A 21,907-nucleotide genomic window follows, 5' to 3' on the forward strand; every position below is an offset into this window, starting at 1 on the left:
GGTAACATTTTGAAAATAATATTTAAACTATTAAAAAGAGATTTTAAAAATATAATAAAAGCTCCATCTGTACTTGCTTTAATTTTATTATTGTGTTTTCTGCCATCTCCTTATGCTTGGATTAGCATTAATGCTGCATGGGATCCTTATTCCAAGATAGATAACCTGCCAATAGGTGTAGTAAACAATGACACCGGTGCAAATTTCAACGGGAAAAATATAAATGTTGGAAATGAAATAGTTAAAAACCTGAAGAAAGACAATTCCATACACTGGATTTTCGTAGATGATTGGCAGGGAAATTATAATCTTAATTCGGGAAAATATTATTCCCTTATAGAAATACCTACTGATTTTTCTAGTAAACTTTTAACCTTAGTTACGTCATCACCTGAAAAACCTAATATAATCTTTAGGTCCAATGAAAAGTTAAATGGTATAGCCACTAAAATTACAGATTCGGTTAGGGATTCCCTATCAAATAATATAAGAAGCTCTTTTGTAAAATCAGCCAATGAAGAATCCTTAAAAGTACTGAATTCTACAGGTAAGAAAATTGAAATAAACAAGCCTGTGATTTTACAGATGAAGGATACATTACCTGAAGCTATATCCACTATAAGTGATATAAAAAATCATCTATCAGAAGAAAATTCTAACTCAAAAGATTTTCAGGATTGTCTAAGTAAAATTCAAACTGATTTACCTAAGTTATCCAAGAAGATAGGTAATCTTCAAAATATTGTAGGAGAAAGCAGAACACTCACTTTATCCACTAAACAATCTGTAAGTTCTATGCAAAATGATTTAAATAAGGATATAAGTGAAATTGAATCAAAAGAAAATCAGGTTCAACTTTTACTCAATAATTTGGAAAATATAAATAATGAAGATGTCGGTAAAAGTTCAGCTAGCAATACTATAGACAATATTACTAAATTAAATAATTCTTTAATAGACAAGCTTGATACTGATATTAGGATTTTAAATAGGTTAAACGAAATTATACATACTAATATAAAAAATCAGCTTATAGATTCGCTGCAGTCATTAAAAGATTCAATAAATACTGAAAACAATTATTTAGCTGAATTAAAAACCTTAGTGAATAACAATTCTTCGCAAAATAACATTAATGAAGTTATAGATAAACTAATAACATTAAGTAGTGAAATATCTACAGATATGATTGATGTATCAGATAACTTTTATTCAGGAGTATATCAATCCATGAATTTATTATCAGATAAATCGAACTCTGATTTAGATAGTATTGATTCAATACTTAATGCAACACAACAATTGGTACCTGAACTAAATCTTATAGCAAGTTCAAAAATATCAAATGATAAAAATTTGGATAAGCAAAGAGATAAATTAAATAAAAAATTAACAGATATTCAAAATGACCTAAACAAATTAGTCGATAAAACGAAAGGCTTAAGTGCTCAAAACTTAAACTCAATAATAAACTTAATGGAAAAGGACCCTAATGAAATATCAGAATTTATATCATCACCTATTGATGTAAAAAGATCTGAATTATATAATTCAAATCTTTTTGGATATGGAATAACACCTTTTTATACTACTCTTGCAATATGGGTGGGAGTTTTGTTGTTATGCTCCATGCTGACAGTTAAATGCAAGGATCTTGAAAGCGGTGAAAAAGTAAAATTATGGCATGAATATTTTGCTAAGTTAATTTTCTTTTTGATAATATCACTTATACAAACTATAATTATAACTTTAGGTGATATATATATAGTAGGAATAAAACCTGTAAATCCGCAGCTCATGATTGGATTTGCACTTATCTGCAGCGCTGTCTTCACTATTATTATAGTCACACTAGTATCTGTGCTTGGAAATGTTGGAAAAGGAGCTGCAGTAGTAGTTTTGGTCTTCCAAATTGCAGGTGCAGGAGGATTTTATCCTGTAAATATCCTGCCAAAAATATTTGGAGTACTTGAACCACTTTGGCCTTTTACATATGCTATAAATGGATTCAGAGAAGCCATAGCAGGACCTATTTGGAGTAATGTTTTTAAAGATATTTTTGCCTTAATGTGCTTTGCAGGTGCATTTTTAATTATTGCTGTTTTAAAAAAGCCTTTTCACAAATTAATTAGTTGGTCAGAGAGCGAATTTAGAAAATCTGGCTTATAGCATAAAAGGGGTATTTTAAAACTAACTACTTAGTTTTAAAATACCCCTTTTATAAAATCAAACATATAAATTCATCCACTCAATCGATGATTTAAGCATTCCAATTGTAACATAATGATTCAATCTTGGTATTTCATCAAATTTTAAAATTTGCGGTGATTTTTTATATAATGGTGAAACTTTTTCATAAAAATACTTTTGTATGGAAATTGGAACTATCTCATCAGATGCTCCATGTAAAATAAATATAGGTCTTAAATCATCTTGTTTTACTAGCTTTGCAAGTGGATCATATTTTTTTATTTTATAATCATCTTCCTTTGAAATTTTATAATCCTTGTCTGGTTTACTAAGTTCCTCTACTGCCTTTTCATATGATGTTCCACCATTAAAACAAATCATTGTCTTTATCTTTTTATGTTCTGCAAATATACCCGATGATATAAATCCCCCCATTGAATGACCCATAACAGCCATTTTTTCAGTATTTATATTAAATTTGTCCTGCACTCCTTTAAGAATTTTAGGGAATTCATCTATAGAATTAAATATCGTTTCAAAAAAGTACTCTTCTCCAATGTTAAAGTCGTCATAATCTAAGCTTCCTCGTTCACCATGATGTATAGAGTCAGGAATTATAACCCTATATCCAAACTTTGAAAGTATTTCACCTGTAAAAGAATGATTATCTTTACAAGAACTCCAACCATGGTATAAAAAGACAGTTGGTGTATTTGTATCTTCTTTACTTGGCGAAAATACAATACATGGTATATTATTAAGTAATATTCTCATTATATTCCTCCTATAATTTATCATAATTCTTTTTAAGACAATCTTATCATACTTTTACAGTATATATTTTGGCGTCTTTACTAATTTTACATATCATTAATAATTTCAAATTAGCTTTTAACATTATATTACCATATATGTAATTTACTTATATTTATAGATTTATATGAGCATCTATGCTAAAATTATATATAATTATATTTTGATTATATCTTTTATCATACAAAATAATTATATAATATCTTAATTTAAGGGAGGTAATATTGTTTATGAAAATAAAAAACATATCATTAAAAACCAAGTTAATAACAATACTTATGTTATTTATTATCGTACCACTCTTAGTAATATCATTTTCTTCTTCTCATGCTGCATTAAAACTAGTAAATAATAAGGCAAACGAAATAACTCTTCAAATATCAAATGAAAAAGCTTCGTACATAGATGTGTATAGCAATTCTTTAAAACATGAACTTGAATCATTATCAATGAATAATGATGTACTTGGAGGAAATAACGATAGTGTTATCAATTCATTAAAGAGTATAACAGATACAAATAAGGATATAATGCACTCATACTTATCAGATGAAACTAAACAAATAATTTTATATCCTGAAGTACAACTTCCAAAAGGATATGATCCAACTGAAAGACAATGGTATAAAGATACTATGAATGCAAATGGTAAAATAATTATAACAAAACCTTATAAGGATGCAATCACAGGTAAAATGGTTATAACCCTTTCAAAAAAAGTAAGACTCGACAGTGGTAAAATTGGAGATGTATGTTTCGATGTTGATTTATCAACATTGCAAAACAAATTGACAACAACTAAAATATCAAAAACAGGATATGCTTTATTGATCTTGCCAGATGGAACTATAATTGCTGATCCTGATAAAAGTAACTTACTTCTCAATATAAAAAAAGAAATACCTTCAGGACAGACAATTTTAGATGAGAAAAATGGTAACTTAACTTATGGAAGTGGAAAATCTAAAAATATAGTTGGTTTTTCTCAATCAAAACAAACTGGGTGGATAGTTGTAACTATACTTCCAAGAAGTGATTATGTAATGGAACTCAACACAAGTAAAGTTGTACTTTATATTATATTGGTTGTTATGATAATACTTGCATTTATATGCGGCTCACTTATCACAAGATACATAGTTAAACCATTGTTTAAAATTGAAAACTTTGCAAAAGGATTATCAAATTATGATTTTAGTACTCCTATACAATTAAATAGAACTGACGAATTTGGACAAACTGCTGATTTACTTAACACTGCACAGAAAAATGTAAAATCATTAATTAAAACTATAATTGAAAACTCCAAAAATATGAGTTCTTCAAGTGAAGAGCTTTCTGCAACGGTCCAAGAAATAACATTAAAATTTGAAAATATAAATGATTCTATACGAAATATAGTAAGCGGCTCCCAAGAAACAACTGCTTCAGCAGAAGAAGTGACAGCCTCCGTAGAAGAAATAGATTCAAATATAAATGAACTTTCAAATAAAACTATAGTCGGGAATGAAAATGCTTCTAAATCAAAAAAAAGAGCTCTTTCTGTCCAGGAAAATGCACAAAGTGCAATAAAAGAGTGTAAGGATATTTATAAAAATGAAGAAGAAAAAGTACTAGAAGCTATATCCAACGGTAAAGTTGTTTCGGAAATAAAGAAGATGGCAGATATAATTGCAAGTATTGCAGAACAAACTAATCTTCTTGCATTAAATGCAGCTATAGAAGCTGCAAGAGCTGGAGAACATGGAAGAGGATTTGCCGTGGTTGCAGATGAAGTAAGAACTTTAGCAGAACAATCTTCTGAAACAGTTTCAACAATTCAAAACACTGTTATAAAAGTACAAGATGCCTTTAAAAATCTTTCAGATACAAGCCACGAATTATTAAAATTTATTAATGAAAATGTAAATATGCAATTAGATAATTATTCGCAAACTGGAGAAAAATATTATGTATATTCTGAATTTACATCAAATACTTCAAATGAACTTGCTGCAATGGCAAGTGAAGTAGCGGATACAGTAAACGAGGTAACTAAGGCAATTAGCAGTATGGCTCAAATAGCTAATTCATCTTCAGAAAATACCAATAAAATTCAAAGTATTATGCAGGATACAACACAGAGTATGCTGCAAATTAATAAAACTTCTCAAAATCAAGCAGAACTCGCACAAAAGCTCAACGAAACAATTCAAAAATTTAAAATTTAATGTAAGGAAAGCTGCTCCAAATATAAATTTTGAAGCAGCTCTTTATTATAAAGATCTATCTATATTCATTTTTTTTCATCATGTAATTCTTCTATTACAAATTTATCAAATTTTATTTTTTCAATAAAATTATTTTGGTTGAATATAGTTTTATGTCTTCTATTATACTCTTCTACATTATATGGGAGCCAATATGGTTTTTCTATATCAAATTTATTACACAAATCCGCAATACAAGACTTTAGATTTTCTTGATAACTATCGTCTAAATCAGATACAATTACATCATCTTCTAAAATTTTATTATTTTTAACGATTTTACCCCATATTCTAAGCATTTTATTCTCCTCAAATCATAATTATTTAAATCAACATTTTATTTCTTATCAATTTTAAAAGAACTCTTTAAAGGTACTATTCTATTAAATACAAGTTTATCTTCTTTAGTATATTTAGGATCTACATTGAAAAATCCAATTCTAACAAACTGAAATTTATCTTGCGGCTTTGCATCCTTTACGTATGGTTCAACAAATCCATGAAGTACTTTAATAGAATTTGGATTAACAAAGTCAAGGAATGATTTACCCTCATCTTGTGATTCCTGTAATTCTTCATCCAATATCAAAGGTTCATATAATCTAAATTCTGCTGGTACAGCATGAGATGCTTCTACCCACTGAATTGTTCCTTTAACTTTTCTTCCTTTAAATCCAGATCCGCTCTTAGTTTCTGGATCATAAGTGCAGTGCAATTCTACTATATTTCCATCTTTATCCTTAATAACATCATTACATTTAACAAAATAAGCATTTTTTAATCTAACTTCGTTACCTTTATACAATCTATAATACTTTTTAGGAGGGTTTTCCATAAAATCATCGCTGTCAATATATATTTCTCTTGAAAATGGTATCTCACGTACTCCTGCATTTGGGTTATCAAGATTATTTTCTGCCGTAAGCATTTCAGTTTGACCTTCAGGATAATTTGTTATAACAACTTTTATTGGTTTTAAAACAGCCATGGTTCTTGGAACTTTAGGGAGCAAGTCTTCTCTTACAAAATGCTCTAACATTCTTTCATCAACTATACTGCTTGCCTTTGCAACACCAATTTCCCTGCAGAAATTTTTTATTGACTCTGAAGTATATCCTTTCCTTCTCAATCCTGCAATAGTTGGCATACGCGGATCATCCCATCCATCTACATAATTTTCATCAACTAATGCTTTTAGTTTTCTCTTGCTCATAACCGTATTTGTCAAGTTTAGTCTTGCAAATTCATACTGATGAGGTTTATTTTCCATTTCACATTCACTTATCATCCAATCATACAGTGGTCTATGGTCCTCAAATTCCAATGTACATATTGAATGAGTAACACCTTCTATGGCATCCTCTATTGGATGTGCGAAATCATACATAGGATATATACACCATTTGTCTTTAGTATTATGATGCAGTATGTGTGATATACGATATATAATAGGATCTCTCATATTTATATTTGGAGATGCCATATCAATTTTTGCTCTGAGAACTTTTTCTCCATCTTTAAACTCACCTTGCTGCATACGATTAAATAAGTCTAAGTTTTCATCTATTGATCTATTTCTATAAGGACTTTCCTTACCCGGCTCAGTAAGTGTTCCTCTATATTCTCTGATTTGTTCCGATGTTAAATCACATACATAAGCTTTTCCTTTTTTTATTAAAAGTACTGCTCTTTTGTACATTTCATCAAAATAATTTGAAGCAAAACACATATTATCCCAATTATATCCCAGCCACTTTACATCTTCTTTAATAGCTCTAACGTATTCATTACTTTCTTTTAATGGATTTGTATCATCAAAACGTAAATTAGTTTTCCCATTAAATTCATCTGCCAATTCAAAGTTTAATATTATAGATTTTGCATGACCTATATGTAAATAACCATTTGGCTCTGGTGGAAAACGAGTTACTACTTGCTGACATCTTCCTTCCTTCAAATCGTCTATAACAATATTTTTTATAAAATTCGTTCTACCTTGTTTGTTTTCCATTCTTGTCCTCTCCCTTTATATTTAAGTTATTTATATTTTCCAACTCTATTGAAATAAATATATCATAAAACAACAACTTTTTCTATAAGCTGCATTTTAAGTCGATAATACCTTGTTATATTTATTTCCAATATATTTAATATTAATTCTAAAAATCTTCCAATTTACAACTATTATTATATCACATAAAAATGCGATATAACTAAATTTAAGTTATATCGCATAAGTCTTAATATTTTTAAAATTACATTGTAAGTTTACATATAATCCATGTTTTAAGCAATATTCATATCTTTTTTTCTACATTTATAATTAACTTTCATCAAATTAGCTGTATAATTTACTAAATCAACGGTTCTGCAGGAATATCCCCATTCATTGTCATACCATGAAATAACCTTAACCATATTATCACTTATGACCATGGTTGATAGTCCATCTACTATTGATGACCTTTCATCTCCCCTGTAGTCTATCGATACCAAAGGTTCCTCTGAATATCCTAGTATTCCCTTCATATATCCTTCTGATGCTTCTTTAAAAGCATCATTTACTTCATCTCGAGTTACATTTTTGGATAATTCACATACTAAATCTGTAAGTGAAACAGTTGGAGTAGGAATTCTAACCGAGAATCCATTTAATTTTCCCTTAAGTTCTGGAATAACCTTTGCAATAGCTTTTGCAGCTCCTGTAGTTGTAGGTATAATAGATTCTCCTGCCGCCCTTGCTCTTCTCAAATCCTTATGGGTTTTATCTAAAATTCTCTGGTCATTAGTATAGGAATGTATTGTTGTCATAAGACCTTTAACTATTCCAAATTTATCATTTAATACTTTAGTAAAAGGTGCCAGGCAATTTGTAGTACATGATGCATTTGAAATTATATTATGCTTTTCAACATCCAAACTATCCTCATTGACACCCATAACTATTGTTACATCCTCACCTTTTGCTGGTGCAGTCAATATAACTTTTTTAGCTCCTGCCTTTATATGTTTATTTAAACCTTGTCTACTTTTAAATTTCCCTGTAGATTCTATAACTATATCTACCCCAAGTTCATTCCATGGTAACATTTCTGGATCATTTTCTCTATAAACTCTTATTTTATTTCCATTTATTATAAGATGGTCATCGTCTGCATCCACACTGCCGTCAAATTTACCATAGCAAGAATCATACTTAAATAGATGTGCTAAAGTTTCATTATCTGCTCTAGCATTTATAGCCACAATTTCACAATCTTTATCTAATTTATTTTGTGCTATTCTAAGCACTGTTCTCCCTATTCTTCCAAAACCATTAATAGCAACTTTTATAGACATACTTTATTACCCCCACATTAAATATTATATAACATTTACTTATTTATCACTCATATATGCATCATTTTTGATATATATGCTACACTATTTATAACAATAATAATCATACATGTCAATTTTATTTAAAACTATTAAAAGTAGAATAGCCTTATTTTTCATCGTATATCTTTAATTTTCAATAGCATACATAAACATATTGAATTCATGGGAAAATATTCAGATTTGCCTTGACATAGATTACCCATTATTATATTATTTAATAGGAATATAATTTTGTATTTATACCTTTCATCAATAGATGAGAGGTTTTTATTTTAAAACAATAGGGGTGAACAATATGACTAAAGTTAGAACTAGATTTGCACCAAGTCCAACTGGATATATGCATGTTGGAAATTTGAGAACAGCTTTATACACTTATTTAATAGCAAAACATAATGATGGTGACTTTATACTTAGAATTGAAGATACAGACCAAGGTAGATTTGTAAAGGATGCTTTGGATCTTATTTATGATACTTTAAAGATTACTGGACTTAAACACGATGAAGGTCCTGATATAGGAGGTCCAGTAGGTCCTTATGTTCAAAGTGAAAGAAATGCAAAGGGAATATACCTTGAATATGCAAAAAAGCTTATAGAAAAGGGAGAAGCTTATTATTGTTTTTGTTCTAAAGAAAGATTGGATGAACTAAAGAGTGAATCTGAATCATCTGATAAAGTTTATAAATATGATAAACATTGTTTAAGTTTATCAAAAGAAGAAGTTGAAGAAAAATTAGCTTCTGGAATTCCATGTGTAATAAGGCAAAATAATCCTGAAACTGGAACTACAACTTTTAAAGATGAGATTTATGGAGATATAACAGTAGACAATTCTGAATTAGATGATATGATACTCATAAAATCAGATGGATTCCCTACATATAATTTTGCAAATGTTGTAGACGATCACTTAATGGGTATAACTCATGTTGTTCGAGGAAGCGAATATCTTTCATCAGCACCAAAATACAACAGACTATATAATGCTTTTGGTTGGGACATTCCAGTATATGTTCACTGTCCTCCAATAATGAAGGATACACATCATAAATTGAGTAAGCGAAATGGAGATGCTTCTTTTGAAGATCTTATGAAAAAAGGTTACTTAAAAGATGCAATATTAAATTACATAGCTTTGCTTGGATGGAATCCTGGAACTGAAAAAGAAATATTTAATTTGGATGAATTAGTTGAAATATTTAATTACAAAAACATAAATAAGTCACCTGCTATATTTGACAATGTAAAATTAAAGTGGATGAATGGAGAATATATAAAAAAGTTATCCCTTGAAGAATTTAATGAACTTGCAATCCCATACTATAAACAAGTTATAAAAAAGGATCTTGACTTTTTAAAGATAAGTGAATTACTTCACACAAGAGTTGAAGTATTAAGTGAAATACCTGAAATTGCAGCTTTCTTTGAAAAGCTGCCTGAATACTCAGCTGACTTATACGTTCATAAAAAGATGAAGACAAAATTTGAAAATTCACTAGAAAGTCTTGAAAAAATACTTCCAAAATTTGAGGCTATTAAGGACTGGTCATTTAAAAATATAGAAAGTGCTTGTATGGAGTTAGTTGCAGAGCTTGGTGTCAAAAATGGAATAGTTTTATGGCCTGTACGAACTGCTGTATCAGGTGAAAAAGTATCCCCAGGGGGAGCTTTTGAAATAGCTGAAATACTTGGAAAAGAAGAAACTTTAAATAGAATAAAAATTGGAATAAAAAAATTAAGATCAGCTCAATAAAATTATATTAAAATAACCCCTAATGTTATAGATATCATTAGGGGTTATTTGACTTTATATATTACTCTTTTCTAAATATTTATCAATTTTACTTCCCATAATAAAATAAAATTGCCGCCTATCTAATTATAATTATACTTTATTCACATACCTTTCCTGGATTCAATATATTCTTAGGATCAAATGCAAGCTTTATCCTATTCATAAGTTCTTTTTGATTTTCACCTATAGATTCAAATAAATATGATTTTTTAGCATATCCTATTCCATGTTCTCCAGATACTTTTCCACCTAGTTCTATAGATTTTTTATACATACAATTAAATACTTCAGATAATTTTTTATTCCACTCTTTTTTTGAAAGTTGATCTCTTAGAACGTAAATGTGTAAATTTCCATCCCCAGCATGGCCAAAATTTTTAATTCTTACTTTAAACTTGTCCTGCAATTCATAAGTGTAGTTTATAAATTTAGCAACATCATTTCTAGGTACACATACATCACATTCATCTATTTCAGTTGTAGATGCTTTTACAGCTTCAAGGAATGCACCTCTAGCTGACCAAATACCTTCTTTTCTTTCATCAGTATCAGCTATGAGTATATCAACAGCGCCTCCTTCAAGACAAATTTTAGCAACACTTTCATAATCCTTTTCTATATCTTCTTTACTATTGCCATCAAATGTAAGAAGTAAATATGCATCAGCTGAGTTATCAGGAAACTTTTTGCCTAAAAATTCCTCTGCTGCAAGTATAACATCTCTTTCCATAAATTCTATGGATGTTGGTATTGATTTTGATTTTATAATCTTAGGTACAGTTTCAATAGCTTTATCAAGATTTTCAAATGGTATTAAAAGACTTATTGATTTCTTTGGCAGCGGCAGTAATTTTAATATTGCCTTTGTAACAATTCCCAATGTTCCTTCTGAACCACAAATTAAATCTTTTAAGCTGTATCCAGAACTACTTTTAACTGTCTTTCCACCCAATTCTAATATACTTCCATCAGATAAAACTACTTCAAGTCCTCTTATATAATCCCTTGTAACACCATATTTTACAGCTCTCATACCGCCAGCATTAGTACTTATGTTTCCACCTATTGTTGCTGATTTTTCGCCTGGATCTGGCGGATAAAATAAATCATGTTCTTCTACAAACTTTCCTATTTCCATTAAAAGTACACCTGGTTCTAATGTTAAAGTTAAGTTTTCTTCGTCAATTTCTAATATTCTATTCATTTTGCATAAGTTTATCATTATTCCACCATATATTGGAACAGACGCACCAACCAATCCTGTTCCTGAGCCTCTGGCAACTACCGGTATATTATTTTCATAAGCATACTTCATTATCTTAGAAACTTCTTCCGCTGACAAAACTTCTAGAACAATATCAGGCATTTTGTTTACTCCACCTAATTCGTCATGGCTAAAATCCTCACTTATATCTTGTCCTGTAAAAGCTCTTTCTTTACCTACTATTGAAGTCAAATAATCTATATCATTTGCATCTATCTTTTTATACTTTACATCGCACATGCAAGCCATTTTTTTTACCCCCTAATACAATAAAAATTTAATTACAAAATGTTTTTACCAGACTTTATATTTTCAATCATCATTGGCACTATTTCGTATATATCTCCAACCACAGCATAATGTGAAACATTGAATATTGAAGCATTTTCATCTTTATTTATTGAGATTATACAATCAGAACCATTCATTCCAGCTGCATATTGAACAGCACCAGAAATTCCAAGATTGATTATTATCTTTGGTTTAACAGTTCTTCCAGACAAACCTATTTGTCTCTTTGGATCTATCCAGCCAGCTTCAATCATAGGTCTTGTGCCTGCAATTTGTGCTCCAAGTAAATCTGCAAGCTCACGTACCATTTCCATATCTTTTTCAGATTTTAATCCTCTTCCTACAGATACTATAACTTCAGCATCTGAAATACTAACTTCCTTCTTCTTTTTTGTAATTTCAAGAACTTTTATATTTGAATTTAATTTTTCTTTACCTATATTACATAAAGTAACTTTTCCACTTGTTTCACCGTTTCTTTCAGGTGCAGAAAATATTTTATATCTTACAGTACAAAATTGAGGTCTGTTATTTGGTGTAACTATCCTTGCCATAATATTTCCGCCAAATGCCGGTCTTATCTGAACTAAGTCAGTATTTTCCTTCATATCAAGTATAGTACAATCTGCTGTTAGTCCTGTTTTAAATCTTGCAGCTACCCTAGGTGCAAGTGATCTTCCAATAGTAGTTGCACCAACTAAAATTGAAGATGGTTTAACTTTGTTAATAAAATCTTCAAAAACTGCAGTATAAGGTTCTATTCTAAACTCCTCTAACTCTTTATCACTATATACAAATACTTCATCTACACCATAGTGTAAAAGTTCTTCAGCCTTATCCTTTATATTATTTCCTATAAATAGTGCATATACTGGATGATTTATTTTTTTAGCCAATTCTTTTGCCTTTCCAATCAACTCAAAAGTTACAGGGTGTATTTTCCCCTCTACATGGTCGACATATACTGTTACACCTACCCATTTACTCTTATCAATGCTTTTCTTCTCACCTTCTACAAACTCCACAACTCCTGAAGGACCTTTTTTAACACATAATTTACACATTTTACATCCTGCATTTGTTTCAAGTTTGCCGTTTCTTTCTTCCATAGCCCCAAATGGACAGATATCAACCAATTGTTTTATATATTCTTTTGTCAATTTTTCTTGATGTATCAATAGCTTACCCATATTCGATTACCTCCTACACAAATTTCAATTCTTTAAGTTTGTTTACAACTTTATCTGCTAATTCCTTAGATGATCCCTTCCAAACTTCTTTATCATTATTGGCTTCAGGAGGGAATATCTTTTCAACTTGAGTAGCTGAACCATTTAAACCATAATTATTTTCATCTTTATCTTCAAAGTCTTTAAGTGAAAAAGCTTTAATTTCCTTGTCTTGAGTTGTTATTTTACGCTTATAAGATGGAAGCCTTGGAGTAAATATATCCTTTTCAACAGTTATTAGACAAGGATACTTTATTTCTTGTACTTCAACTGTCTCTGCCATATCCATAACAACTACAATTGAGTTTTCTTTTAATTCTTTTATTTCCATAACATTTGCAACATGTGGTATTCCAAGATATTCAGCCATTTCTGGTCCTACCTGTGCCGTATCACCATCAGTAGTTTGTTTACCGCATATTATAAGATCCGGATTACCAATCATCTTAACTCCCTGAGAAATTGTATATGATGTTGCAAGCACATCAGCTCCAGCAAATTTTCTATCTGAAAGTAATCCACCATCATCAGCACCCATCATATACGCTTCTTTTACTATTTCAGCAGCCTGAGGCGGTCCCATAGTTATAACCTTGACTTCAGCACCCTTTTTCTCTTTGATTTTAAAAGCTGTTTCAAGTGCAAATAAATCATATGGATTCATTTTAGAATCTATTCCATCTCTCTTTAAAACCCCTGTAACAGGATCTACTTCAACCTTTGAAGTTCCTGGTACCTGTTTTATACATACTAATATCTCCATTTATGCTACCTCCAAATTTTTATATGAATTTAAATATTTTAAATGAATTAGCTTACGATAACTGAAACTCCATCAGGAATAACGGCTACCTTTGCATCCTTTCCCATAATGGCATAGGCTTTAGTTAATGCTTCAGAAACAGTTGAAGCATGCTGCATATGAATGTTTTTTATCATTTGGGGATCACACATGTCTGTAACCATTATTACAGTACGTGTACTTAATATTCTGGCAAGTATTTGAGATTCCCACTGATCAGGTGCTGTTTCTCCCCTAGGCACTTTTGAGACTTTGTCCAAAAACTCTTGTGGAGAATTTACACTTACCAAACTATTATAAAATCCTTCTCCACCGTGACCATCATTGCAGGCAGCTACCATTATTATTACACCGCCTTCTTTACAAGTGGCTTCAGCTGCAGTCATACCTTTAACTGATTGATATATATTTTGGTCTAGTGGATATCCCCCATTTGTTGAAATAGCAATATCAGCCTGAACTTTATCTACTTTAGATAAATCCATTACAAATTTGCATCCCTCTTCATGGGCAATTTTACTGTCTCCCGCAAAAGCATTTATTATCTTCTTATCTCCATCTATGACTACATTTATTATAAATGCAAGCTTTGCTTTCTCTGCAGCATACAACATGTCTTTGTGTATAGGATTACTATTAAGCTTGCCTGTCCTTGCGTAAGGACTCGCTATGAATTCAGAACAATGGTTTGCCATTATAGTTTTTGCTGAAGCTATTCCAGGTAAAACACTCTTTCTTCCCCCTGAAAATCCTGCGAAAAAGTGAGATTCTATAAAACCCTCTGCAATTAAAAGTTCAGTTTCCGCAGCAATTTTGTTTATTATAAGATCACCACCAGAAGGAAGTGTTCCAATTTTAACAAGATTCTTTTCATCCCTGGAATCGTGTACTACTATATCTTCTTTTTCAACTATTTCCTTACCAAATTTATCTATGAGCTCCTCTTTAGTTGTAAGTCTGTGAAATCCCGTTGCAATTAGTATCTTTATATTAATGTCTGGATTGACCTTTCTTATCCTTTTCAAAAGTATTGGTGTTATTATTTTACTTGGTACAGGCCTCGTATGGTCGCTGGTTATTATAACCATATCCTTTTTATTCTTTACTAACTCTTCCAGCTTAGGTGAAGCAATTGGATTGTCAAGTGCCCTCTCAACTATTTCTGACTCCCCAAACTGGGGCTTGTAATCTTCTGCTTTTGATGACAAAACTCCTGCTAAGTTTTTATCATCTATTTCAACTTCAATTGTTCTTTTATTATAAGGTAAACCTATTTTAGCCATAATCAAATTCCCCTTTCTTAAAGTTACAAATCTAAATAAATCCAAACATTGGTCCTACAAAATAAGCTATTAATCCTAAAACGATTACATACACTATGCAAAATTTTAATGTAGCATTTAATATTTTACCTTCCGCTCCAGCAAGTCCAGTTGCCGCTGTTGCTACAGCTATACTTTGAGGTGAGATCATCTTTCCTGCTGTTGCTCCACAAGTGTTAGCTGCTGCAAGCCAATATGGATTTAATCCAAGTGATTTAGCAGCCTCAACTTGAAGTCCTCCAAAGAGTATATTTGCAGAAGTATCACTACCTGTTACAAATGTTCCAAGTGCACCTATTATAGGCGCTATTATAGGATAAAAATGTCCAGTTATTGCAACTAATACAACTGCTATAGCTTTTATCATTCCTGCATATCCCATAACCTTAGCAAGTGCTACTATTGAAAGTATTGTAATTGCAGATTTACTCATCTGTTTTATAGTATTTAAAAGTACCAACGCTATTTCTTTGAATTTTGCACCTTGAATTAATCCTCCAATAAACGCTGCTATTATAATAAGCGTACCAGGGTTGCCAATCCAAGCAAATGATATAGGCTTTGCACCTTTTCCTGTGTAAATTTGAACTGAGGTTTGTATTTTAGCAAGACTGCTGTTTATAACTGGGAATAATGAACTTGTACATATTATAAATACAAACACTAATATAAAAGGAATCCATGCCAAGAACAGCTTATTAAATGGTATTTTTTCTGCATCCTTAGCTGCTGTATCCTTATAAAATACTTTTGCCATAAATATAGTAACTGCTAAACAAATAACTGAACCAAGTATTGCTGGAAGTTCTGCTCCCATATATTTAGCTGCTAAAACTTCAGGTATTGCAAAAGAAAGTCCAGATGCAAGTGATATTCCAAATACACCTTTTATCGATTTTACACTTTTTCCAGTAAGCATAACTAGGATTATTGGAACAATAACTATCAAAACTGCCAATTGTAATCCTACTGCATAACTTAATGTAGTTACATTTATCCCTGTAACTTTAGCAAGTGTTGAAACTGGAAGTCCTATAGCTCCAAATGCTGTAGGAGTTGTATTTGCTATCAAGCATATGATTGCAGCAAATATAGGATCAAATCCAAGTCCAGCCATTATACTAGCAGGTATTGCTACAGCTGTTCCAAATCCTGCAATAGCCTCAAGAAATCCTCCAAACCCCCATGCAAGTATGAGAACTAGTATTCTCTGGTCTGTTGTAATACCAGTCATCATCTTCTTAATGACATCCATACTCTTAGTATGAATTGAGAGATTATAAGTAAATACCGCGGCAACGATTACAAGCATTATCGGCCAAATTGCCATCGCTGCACCTTCAAGCGATGCTGTTATTGCTTGTCCTAAAGGCATTTTCCATACTGCAATAGCTAAGATTATTGTGATAACAAGTGCTGCCGGACACGTTTTATGTCCCGCTATTTTGAGTACGCCTAAAGAAACCATTAACCATACAATTGGTATAAGTGCAATAAAGAAAAGTAAATACGTATTATTCATAAACACTCCCCCTAATTATCATACATATAGTGGTATGACCAATTTATGATTTTATGTTATCATAGTTCCTTCAATATTTCTATAATAATTATTATTTTAACAACTTCTATAATTCATAAAATATATAAAGAACATTTATACAGCGGCGCTTACAGCGAAAACCTTTTCATTAAAATTATTTTATTTATTACTTTACCTTTTATTATATTTAGATATTTGGTTACTTTTTTAACACAAAACTCAGATAGGTTAAATTTTAAAATATTCCACTGGTAATATGGTATGACCAGTTGTTGCATTTATTATAACATATAATTTCAAAAAATTCCAGCATTGTTATTAATTATTCTTTATATTTGTCAAAATATAAAGGTCAGTAATTTTTAATATTGTATAAAAAAAATTACTGACTATATAATAAAATAAATCTCATTTAATCTTCCATCATATATTTACCTGCAAAATCCAAGTGTTTTTCCATGGCCTGTGATGCTTTTACAGGGTCTTTTTCCTTTAAAGCCATATATATATCTTTATGCTGCTTTACAAGTACATCAACATTTTCCTTATCTGCAAGTATTTTTCTTCTAGCATCCTTTATAAAGGAATCTATTAATGATGATACAGCATTTAATATACTAACTATTAAAAAGTTTTTAGAAGCATGTGCTATAGTATAATGAAATTTTTTATCTGCTTTAACCCTCTCTTCTTCATTTTCAGAATCTTTTAAGACATCTATTAAAAATTTCATATTATTTAGTTCTTCTTCATTCACTTTTTTTGCTGCTATCGATGCTGTCTCAATTTCTATAATCTTTCTAAGCTCTATTATTTCGCTTGTATCACTTTTTTGAAGCATAAACATTATAGATAATGGCTCAAATAAATTATTTTCAAAGCTCTGCTTTATAAAATTACCTTCACCTTGCCTACACTCAACTAGTCCTATTACTTGAAGTGCTCTTAATGCCTCCCTTATGGAAGTTCTACTCACTTGCAGGTGTTCAGCTAATTCCCTTTCAGATGGAAGTTTATCCCCTTTTTTTAATGTTCCATCTATAATCATATTTTTAACTTGTTCTATTACTTGTTCGTAGACTTTAGTACTTTTTATTGGGCTAAACATTAAATCAAACTCCTTTTTATGCATTTTCTATATGCTGCTTATAAAATAACCAATTTACATAACCTCGTCCTTTTTCATAACGGAATTCCATTGTATAAATATATAAAACAAACTCACTACATCCTGCTGATTATACAGTAATATCTTATCTTTTTTTTCATAAGGCATCCTATCTATATATGTACTATCCTTTACTATTTTACTAAATGTCTTTGCCAAGTTGGATCCACTTATGACTTCTGTATCACGAACTATATTAAATTCCCTTTCTAGAGCCTTTAGTCCTATACATATATTTTTTTCACCTTCATACTCTTTTTGTATATCTATATGCTTAAAATATTGTTCAAAGTCAAACTCTATATTATTTTGTTTAAATAAATAGTCAATTACAGTAAAATCATTATTTCCAGAAAAAGTTACTATATATTTCTTTTTATGATTTTTAGAAACTTCCTCAAAATACTCTTTAGCCATAAAAACTATATCTTTAGCATCCTTTTTATTTTCTATCATATACTGGGTTACTTTAAGCTTGCTATCCTTATTATCCAGATAACAACATCCAAAAACTCCTATACATATTGGTTTTTTATATATATAATGTTCTAAATCAAAAAATATTGCATCTTTGAATAAATCACCTTTTCCATCAATAATCAATGAATTTTCTTGAGATATATCACATATATTCAAGTTAGTATGCTTTTCTATCACTCTCTATCACTCTTTTCCACAAACTATACACCATTCATAACATTATTATATCACTTTTAAATTAATATAAGAAATACACAACATAAGTTTATATATCGTTTATACATTCAGGAGTCAAATTATAAATCACATCTTTCCTTTCTACAATTATCTTTATCTTATTTCTAATCTCTTTATCTTCCATAACTTTTTTTAAAATTTCTTTAGTCGGATTAACACAGATTGGATTTTCCACCATCTTAAACATAGAAAAATCTCCTGCAGTATCACCATAAGCATAACTTTCTTTAAGATCTATATCATATTTTTGGGTTAGTTCATAAATAGCATTTTTTTTACTTTCACTATCCCACATTGGTATAACTTCACCTGTATATATATCGTTTTTTAAAGTATATACTGCCCCTTTGTAATCATCGAATCCATACTTTAAAGACATTTCTCTGACAAGTTCAACTGGACTTCCTGATACTGTTATTATTTTATATCCATTTTCCTTATGCCACTTTATTCTATCTCTTGTATAAGTATAAACCCTGTCACCTTTTTGTGTTATAACATTTTTAGCTATAAACTCCACTTGGTATCTATGTAATCCTTTTATTGCTTCAATATATATGTCAGCCATTTTCAATAAATAGTTATCATAATTTCCCTGACGTTTATCCCATTTCTCATATTCAGGTTTTACTTCCTTATACCATCTCTCTGGTGGAATTATTTCATACTTAACTAGTTTTTTAAATACTTCAGTAATTAGTCCTTCACGATACAGCGTACCATCAATGTCAAAAAACGCAGCTTTATTCAATATTTGTCCTCCTCATCTATCTTTATATTATCAAATATTATCATATTTAAGATTATATTTTATTATTAACTTAAGTTAATTATATCATGAAATTAAATTACTATTACATCCAAAAAAACTTTGATAATTTTATTGACACTTTTGCTATAAGATAGTATTATTAATATATAGTAAATGATAATGATTTTCATTGTGAGGTGATATTAATGAGCATTTGCGATTTAAAGATTGGTCAAAGAGCTCTTATAGACAACTTATCTGGAGATAAAAAATTAGTAAAAAGACTTTTAGCACTAGGATGTACAGAAGGTACTGAGGTATCATTAAAAACATCTGCTCCTTTAGGTGATCCTATAATTATAAGTTTAAGAGGTTTCAATTTAGCTATTAGGAAAAAAGATGCAGAAAATATTTTTATTAAAAATGTATTATAAACTTTCATAAAAGGAGAATAATTATGATCACAGCAGCTTTATTAGGAAATCCTAATGTAGGAAAGACTTCACTTTTCAATCTTCTTACTGGTTCAAATCAATATGTTGGAAACTGGGCCGGAGTAACTGTAGATAGAAAAGAGGGTTATCTTAATGACCAAGTAAAAATTGTAGACTTACCTGGAATATATGCTATGGATACTTATTCAAATGAAGAAAAAGTATCAAAAGAATTTCTACTTACAGGTAATCCTGATGTAATAATAAACATAGTTGATGCTTCAAGTTTGGATAGAAATTTGTATCTTACTTTACAGCTAAAACAATTTAATAAGCCAATAATTTTAGTGTTAAACATGATTGATACAGCAAAAGCAAAAGGTATAAATATAGATTTATCAGTTTTATCACAAGAATTAAATATTAAGGTTTTACCCATTGTAGCCTCAAAAGGCATAGGCATTGACAAGCTCAGAAGTATCCTTTTAGAAGGCAATTTTTCATCATATAATTGTGATAATGAATATCAATTTCACGACGAAAAAGAAACTTATTCATATATTAATACAGTTTTATCAAAAGCAGTTAGTGTAGACTCAGAGAAAGCAGCCTTTAAAAGTGAAAAAATAGATAAAATAGTTTTAAATAAATTTTTAGCCTATCCAATATTTTTTGGAATACTATTTATTATATTTAAATTTACATTTAGTTGGGTAGGACAGCCATTGTCTGATTTGCTTCGTAACTTAATAGATTTTGACTTGATTCCACTGCTCCAAAAGTTCTTATCAACTTCAAGTCCATGGTTTAAATCCTTACTAATAAATGGTATCGTAGGAGGCGTAGGTTCAGTTATAGTATTTTTACCAGTAATTATGTCGTTATTCCTAGGTATATCATTTCTTGAGGACAGCGGCTATATGGCAAGAACAGCATTTATAATGGATAAACTAATGAGAAAGTTAGGTTTATCTGGTAAGGCATTTATTCCACTTATAATAGGTTTTGGCTGCTCTGTACCTGCAATAATGTCTGCTAAGACTCTAGAAAGTGAAAAAGATAGGAAACTTACAGCTTTACTTGTACCGCTTATGTCATGTAATGCAAAATTACCTGTATATGCTATGTTTACATCAATATTTTTTCACAGCAATGCAACTACTATCATATTTTCATTGTATTTATTAGGAATTATTATGTCATTTATAATAGGTATATTATTTAAAAATACTATATTTAAAAAGGATGAAGAACCATTTATTATAGAACTTCCAGAATATAAAATGCCAGAATTCAAAAACTTAATTTTACATACTTGGGATAAAGGCAAAGGATTCTTAAAGAAAGCAGGAACTATAATATTTTCAATATCAATAATAGTATGGTTTTTATCCAACTTTAACTTTGGCGGAATGACTGACATAAATAATAGTATTTTATCCTATATAGGAAGAGCTATAAATGTTATATTTGTACCTTTAGGATTTGGTTCATGGCAAAATTCAGTTTCATTACTTACAGGACTTATGGCAAAGGAAGTAGTAATTGGTACTATGGGAGTACTCTATGCAGGAAGTTTAAAAGCATCATTATTAAGTCATTTTACACCAGCTTCAGCATACTCCTTCTTGGTATTTGTTCTGCTTTATCCTCCTTGTATTTCTGCAATTGCCACAATGAAAAAAGAATATGGAAAGAATATGGCATTAGCCTCTATAGTATATCAATCTTGTCTAGCTTGGATTGTATCATTTATAGTTTTTAATTTAATCAAAATATTTAATTACAAAGGTGTGATATATATGTTAGAGATATCTATTACTATTATTTTAGCAGCACTAGCAGTTTATATACTTTATAAAAACCTAAAAAAGCAGGCATCTGGTAAATGCAATTGTGAGTGCTGTTCTAATCATTGTGAAAATTATAAAAAGTAAGCTTGTTATTTTTAGCAA

Annotated in this window: 17 protein-coding genes; 5 read left to right on the forward strand and 12 right to left on the reverse strand. The window is 30.0% G+C overall.

Features of this window, described 5'->3' with window-relative positions; translation table 11 throughout:
• The first annotated feature begins 9 nt into the window (after positions 1 to 9).
• Entirely contained in the window at positions 10 to 2,169 is a 2,160-nt protein-coding gene (locus EBB51_RS07415; RefSeq protein ID WP_123053875.1) for a YhgE/Pip domain-containing protein, read from the forward strand.
• Between the two features lie 57 nt (positions 2,170 to 2,226).
• Here the strand turns inward: EBB51_RS07415 and EBB51_RS07420 are convergent, their stop codons facing one another.
• Positions 2,227 to 2,964, reverse strand: a complete 738-nt coding sequence (locus EBB51_RS07420) for an alpha/beta fold hydrolase (RefSeq protein WP_190285244.1) — start codon at positions 2,962 to 2,964, stop codon at positions 2,227 to 2,229.
• A 269-nt stretch (positions 2,965 to 3,233) separates the two neighbouring features.
• On the opposite strand from EBB51_RS07420, the gene EBB51_RS07425 reads away from it, so the two are divergent.
• Complete coding sequence (locus EBB51_RS07425; RefSeq protein ID WP_123053877.1) at positions 3,234 to 5,213, forward strand: methyl-accepting chemotaxis protein; 1,980 nt, start codon at positions 3,234 to 3,236, stop codon at positions 5,211 to 5,213.
• Positions 5,214 to 5,278: 65 nt separating this feature from the next.
• Here EBB51_RS07425 and EBB51_RS07430 read toward each other — a convergent pair whose 3' ends face one another.
• The 3 genes from EBB51_RS07430 to gap form a co-directional block, all read right to left on the reverse strand.
• A complete protein-coding gene (locus EBB51_RS07430) occupies positions 5,279 to 5,551 on the reverse strand; it encodes a hypothetical protein (protein WP_123053878.1) in 273 nt (90 codons plus the stop codon).
• A 38-nt stretch (positions 5,552 to 5,589) separates the two neighbouring features.
• Positions 5,590 to 7,263, reverse strand: coding sequence for a glutamine--tRNA ligase/YqeY domain fusion protein (locus EBB51_RS07435; protein ID WP_123053879.1), 1,674 nt, complete (start codon positions 7,261 to 7,263; stop codon positions 5,590 to 5,592).
• A gap of 275 nt (positions 7,264 to 7,538) precedes the next feature.
• On the reverse strand, positions 7,539 to 8,591 hold the full coding sequence (gene gap, locus EBB51_RS07440) for a type I glyceraldehyde-3-phosphate dehydrogenase (RefSeq protein WP_123053880.1): 1,053 nt from the start codon (positions 8,589 to 8,591) through the stop codon (positions 7,539 to 7,541).
• A 337-nt stretch (positions 8,592 to 8,928) separates the two neighbouring features.
• On the opposite strand from gap, the gene gltX reads away from it, so the two are divergent.
• The gene (gene gltX, locus EBB51_RS07445; RefSeq protein ID WP_123053881.1) at positions 8,929 to 10,389 is read left to right on the forward strand and encodes a glutamate--tRNA ligase; all 1,461 of its coding nucleotides are present in this window, start codon (positions 8,929 to 8,931) and stop codon (positions 10,387 to 10,389) included.
• Between the two features lie 139 nt (positions 10,390 to 10,528).
• Here the strand turns inward: gltX and EBB51_RS07450 are convergent, their stop codons facing one another.
• The 8 genes from EBB51_RS07450 to EBB51_RS07485 form a co-directional block, all read right to left on the reverse strand.
• Positions 10,529 to 11,935 (reverse strand): FAD-linked oxidase C-terminal domain-containing protein, encoded by a 1,407-nt coding sequence (locus tag EBB51_RS07450; RefSeq protein ID WP_123055013.1) that lies wholly within the window; start codon positions 11,933 to 11,935, stop codon positions 10,529 to 10,531.
• A gap of 41 nt (positions 11,936 to 11,976) precedes the next feature.
• Positions 11,977 to 13,176 (reverse strand): electron transfer flavoprotein subunit alpha/FixB family protein, encoded by a 1,200-nt coding sequence (locus EBB51_RS07455; protein ID WP_123053882.1) that lies wholly within the window; start codon positions 13,174 to 13,176, stop codon positions 11,977 to 11,979.
• Between the two features lie 13 nt (positions 13,177 to 13,189).
• Positions 13,190 to 13,978, reverse strand: coding sequence for an electron transfer flavoprotein subunit beta/FixA family protein (locus EBB51_RS07460; RefSeq protein WP_123053883.1), 789 nt, complete (start codon positions 13,976 to 13,978; stop codon positions 13,190 to 13,192).
• A gap of 47 nt (positions 13,979 to 14,025) precedes the next feature.
• Entirely contained in the window at positions 14,026 to 15,300 is a 1,275-nt protein-coding gene (larA, locus tag EBB51_RS07465) for a nickel-dependent lactate racemase (protein ID WP_123053884.1), read from the reverse strand.
• 31 nt (positions 15,301 to 15,331) lie between these two features.
• Positions 15,332 to 16,861 (reverse strand): L-lactate permease, encoded by a 1,530-nt coding sequence (locus tag EBB51_RS07470; RefSeq protein WP_123053885.1) that lies wholly within the window; start codon positions 16,859 to 16,861, stop codon positions 15,332 to 15,334.
• A 433-nt stretch (positions 16,862 to 17,294) separates the two neighbouring features.
• Positions 17,295 to 17,990 carry a FadR/GntR family transcriptional regulator gene (locus tag EBB51_RS07475; RefSeq protein ID WP_123053886.1) on the reverse strand — a complete coding sequence of 232 codons (696 nt, stop codon included), beginning with the start codon at positions 17,988 to 17,990 and terminating at the stop codon, positions 17,295 to 17,297.
• 54 nt (positions 17,991 to 18,044) lie between these two features.
• Positions 18,045 to 18,707: a ribonuclease H-like domain-containing protein gene (locus EBB51_RS07480; protein ID WP_123053887.1), complete on the reverse strand. Its 663-nt coding sequence runs from the start codon at positions 18,705 to 18,707 to the stop codon at positions 18,045 to 18,047.
• An 88-nt stretch (positions 18,708 to 18,795) separates the two neighbouring features.
• Positions 18,796 to 19,518: an HAD-IB family hydrolase gene (locus EBB51_RS07485; RefSeq protein ID WP_123053888.1), complete on the reverse strand. Its 723-nt coding sequence runs from the start codon at positions 19,516 to 19,518 to the stop codon at positions 18,796 to 18,798.
• Between the two features lie 206 nt (positions 19,519 to 19,724).
• Here EBB51_RS07485 and EBB51_RS07490 point away from each other — a divergent pair, with 206 nt between their 5' ends.
• Both EBB51_RS07490 and feoB read left to right on the forward strand, forming a co-directional pair.
• Positions 19,725 to 19,952, forward strand: coding sequence for a ferrous iron transport protein A (locus tag EBB51_RS07490; RefSeq protein WP_123053889.1), 228 nt, complete (start codon positions 19,725 to 19,727; stop codon positions 19,950 to 19,952).
• 23 nt (positions 19,953 to 19,975) lie between these two features.
• Entirely contained in the window at positions 19,976 to 21,889 is a 1,914-nt protein-coding gene (gene feoB / locus EBB51_RS07495) for a ferrous iron transport protein B (protein ID WP_123053890.1), read from the forward strand.
• Positions 21,890 to 21,907 lie beyond the last annotated feature (18 nt).

It is taken from the genome of Clostridium sp. JN-1, from assembly GCF_003718715.1.
Lineage (GTDB): Bacteria > Bacillota > Clostridia > Clostridiales > Clostridiaceae > Clostridium_AV.

What these genes read in the sequence shown, in the direction of transcription:
- EBB51_RS07430 (WP_123053878.1), bottom strand. Translation starts at nt 5,551, where the DNA reads ATGCTTAGAATATGGGGTAAAATCGTTAAAAATAATAAAATTTTAGAA.
- EBB51_RS07490 (WP_123053889.1), top strand. Translation starts at nt 19,725, where the DNA reads ATGAGCATTTGCGATTTAAAGATTGGTCAAAGAGCTCTTATAGACAAC.
- EBB51_RS07420 (WP_190285244.1), bottom strand. Translation starts at nt 2,964, where the DNA reads ATGAGAATATTACTTAATAATATACCATGTATTGTATTTTCGCCAAGT.
- EBB51_RS07475 (WP_123053886.1), bottom strand. Translation starts at nt 17,990, where the DNA reads ATGTTTAGCCCAATAAAAAGTACTAAAGTCTACGAACAAGTAATAGAA.
- EBB51_RS07435 (WP_123053879.1), bottom strand. Translation starts at nt 7,263, where the DNA reads ATGGAAAACAAACAAGGTAGAACGAATTTTATAAAAAATATTGTTATA.
- EBB51_RS07450 (WP_123055013.1), bottom strand. Translation starts at nt 11,935, where the DNA reads ATGTGCGATGTAAAGTATAAAAAGATAGATGCAAATGATATAGATTAT.
- feoB (WP_123053890.1), top strand. Translation starts at nt 19,976, where the DNA reads ATGATCACAGCAGCTTTATTAGGAAATCCTAATGTAGGAAAGACTTCA.
- EBB51_RS07460 (WP_123053883.1), bottom strand. Translation starts at nt 13,978, where the DNA reads ATGGAGATATTAGTATGTATAAAACAGGTACCAGGAACTTCAAAGGTT.
- EBB51_RS07455 (WP_123053882.1), bottom strand. Translation starts at nt 13,176, where the DNA reads ATGGGTAAGCTATTGATACATCAAGAAAAATTGACAAAAGAATATATA.
- gap (WP_123053880.1), bottom strand. Translation starts at nt 8,591, where the DNA reads ATGTCTATAAAAGTTGCTATTAATGGTTTTGGAAGAATAGGGAGAACA.
- gltX (WP_123053881.1), top strand. Translation starts at nt 8,929, where the DNA reads ATGACTAAAGTTAGAACTAGATTTGCACCAAGTCCAACTGGATATATG.
- EBB51_RS07425 (WP_123053877.1), top strand. Translation starts at nt 3,234, where the DNA reads ATGAAAATAAAAAACATATCATTAAAAACCAAGTTAATAACAATACTT.
- larA (WP_123053884.1), bottom strand. Translation starts at nt 15,300, where the DNA reads ATGGCTAAAATAGGTTTACCTTATAATAAAAGAACAATTGAAGTTGAA.
- EBB51_RS07470 (WP_123053885.1), bottom strand. Translation starts at nt 16,861, where the DNA reads ATGAATAATACGTATTTACTTTTCTTTATTGCACTTATACCAATTGTA.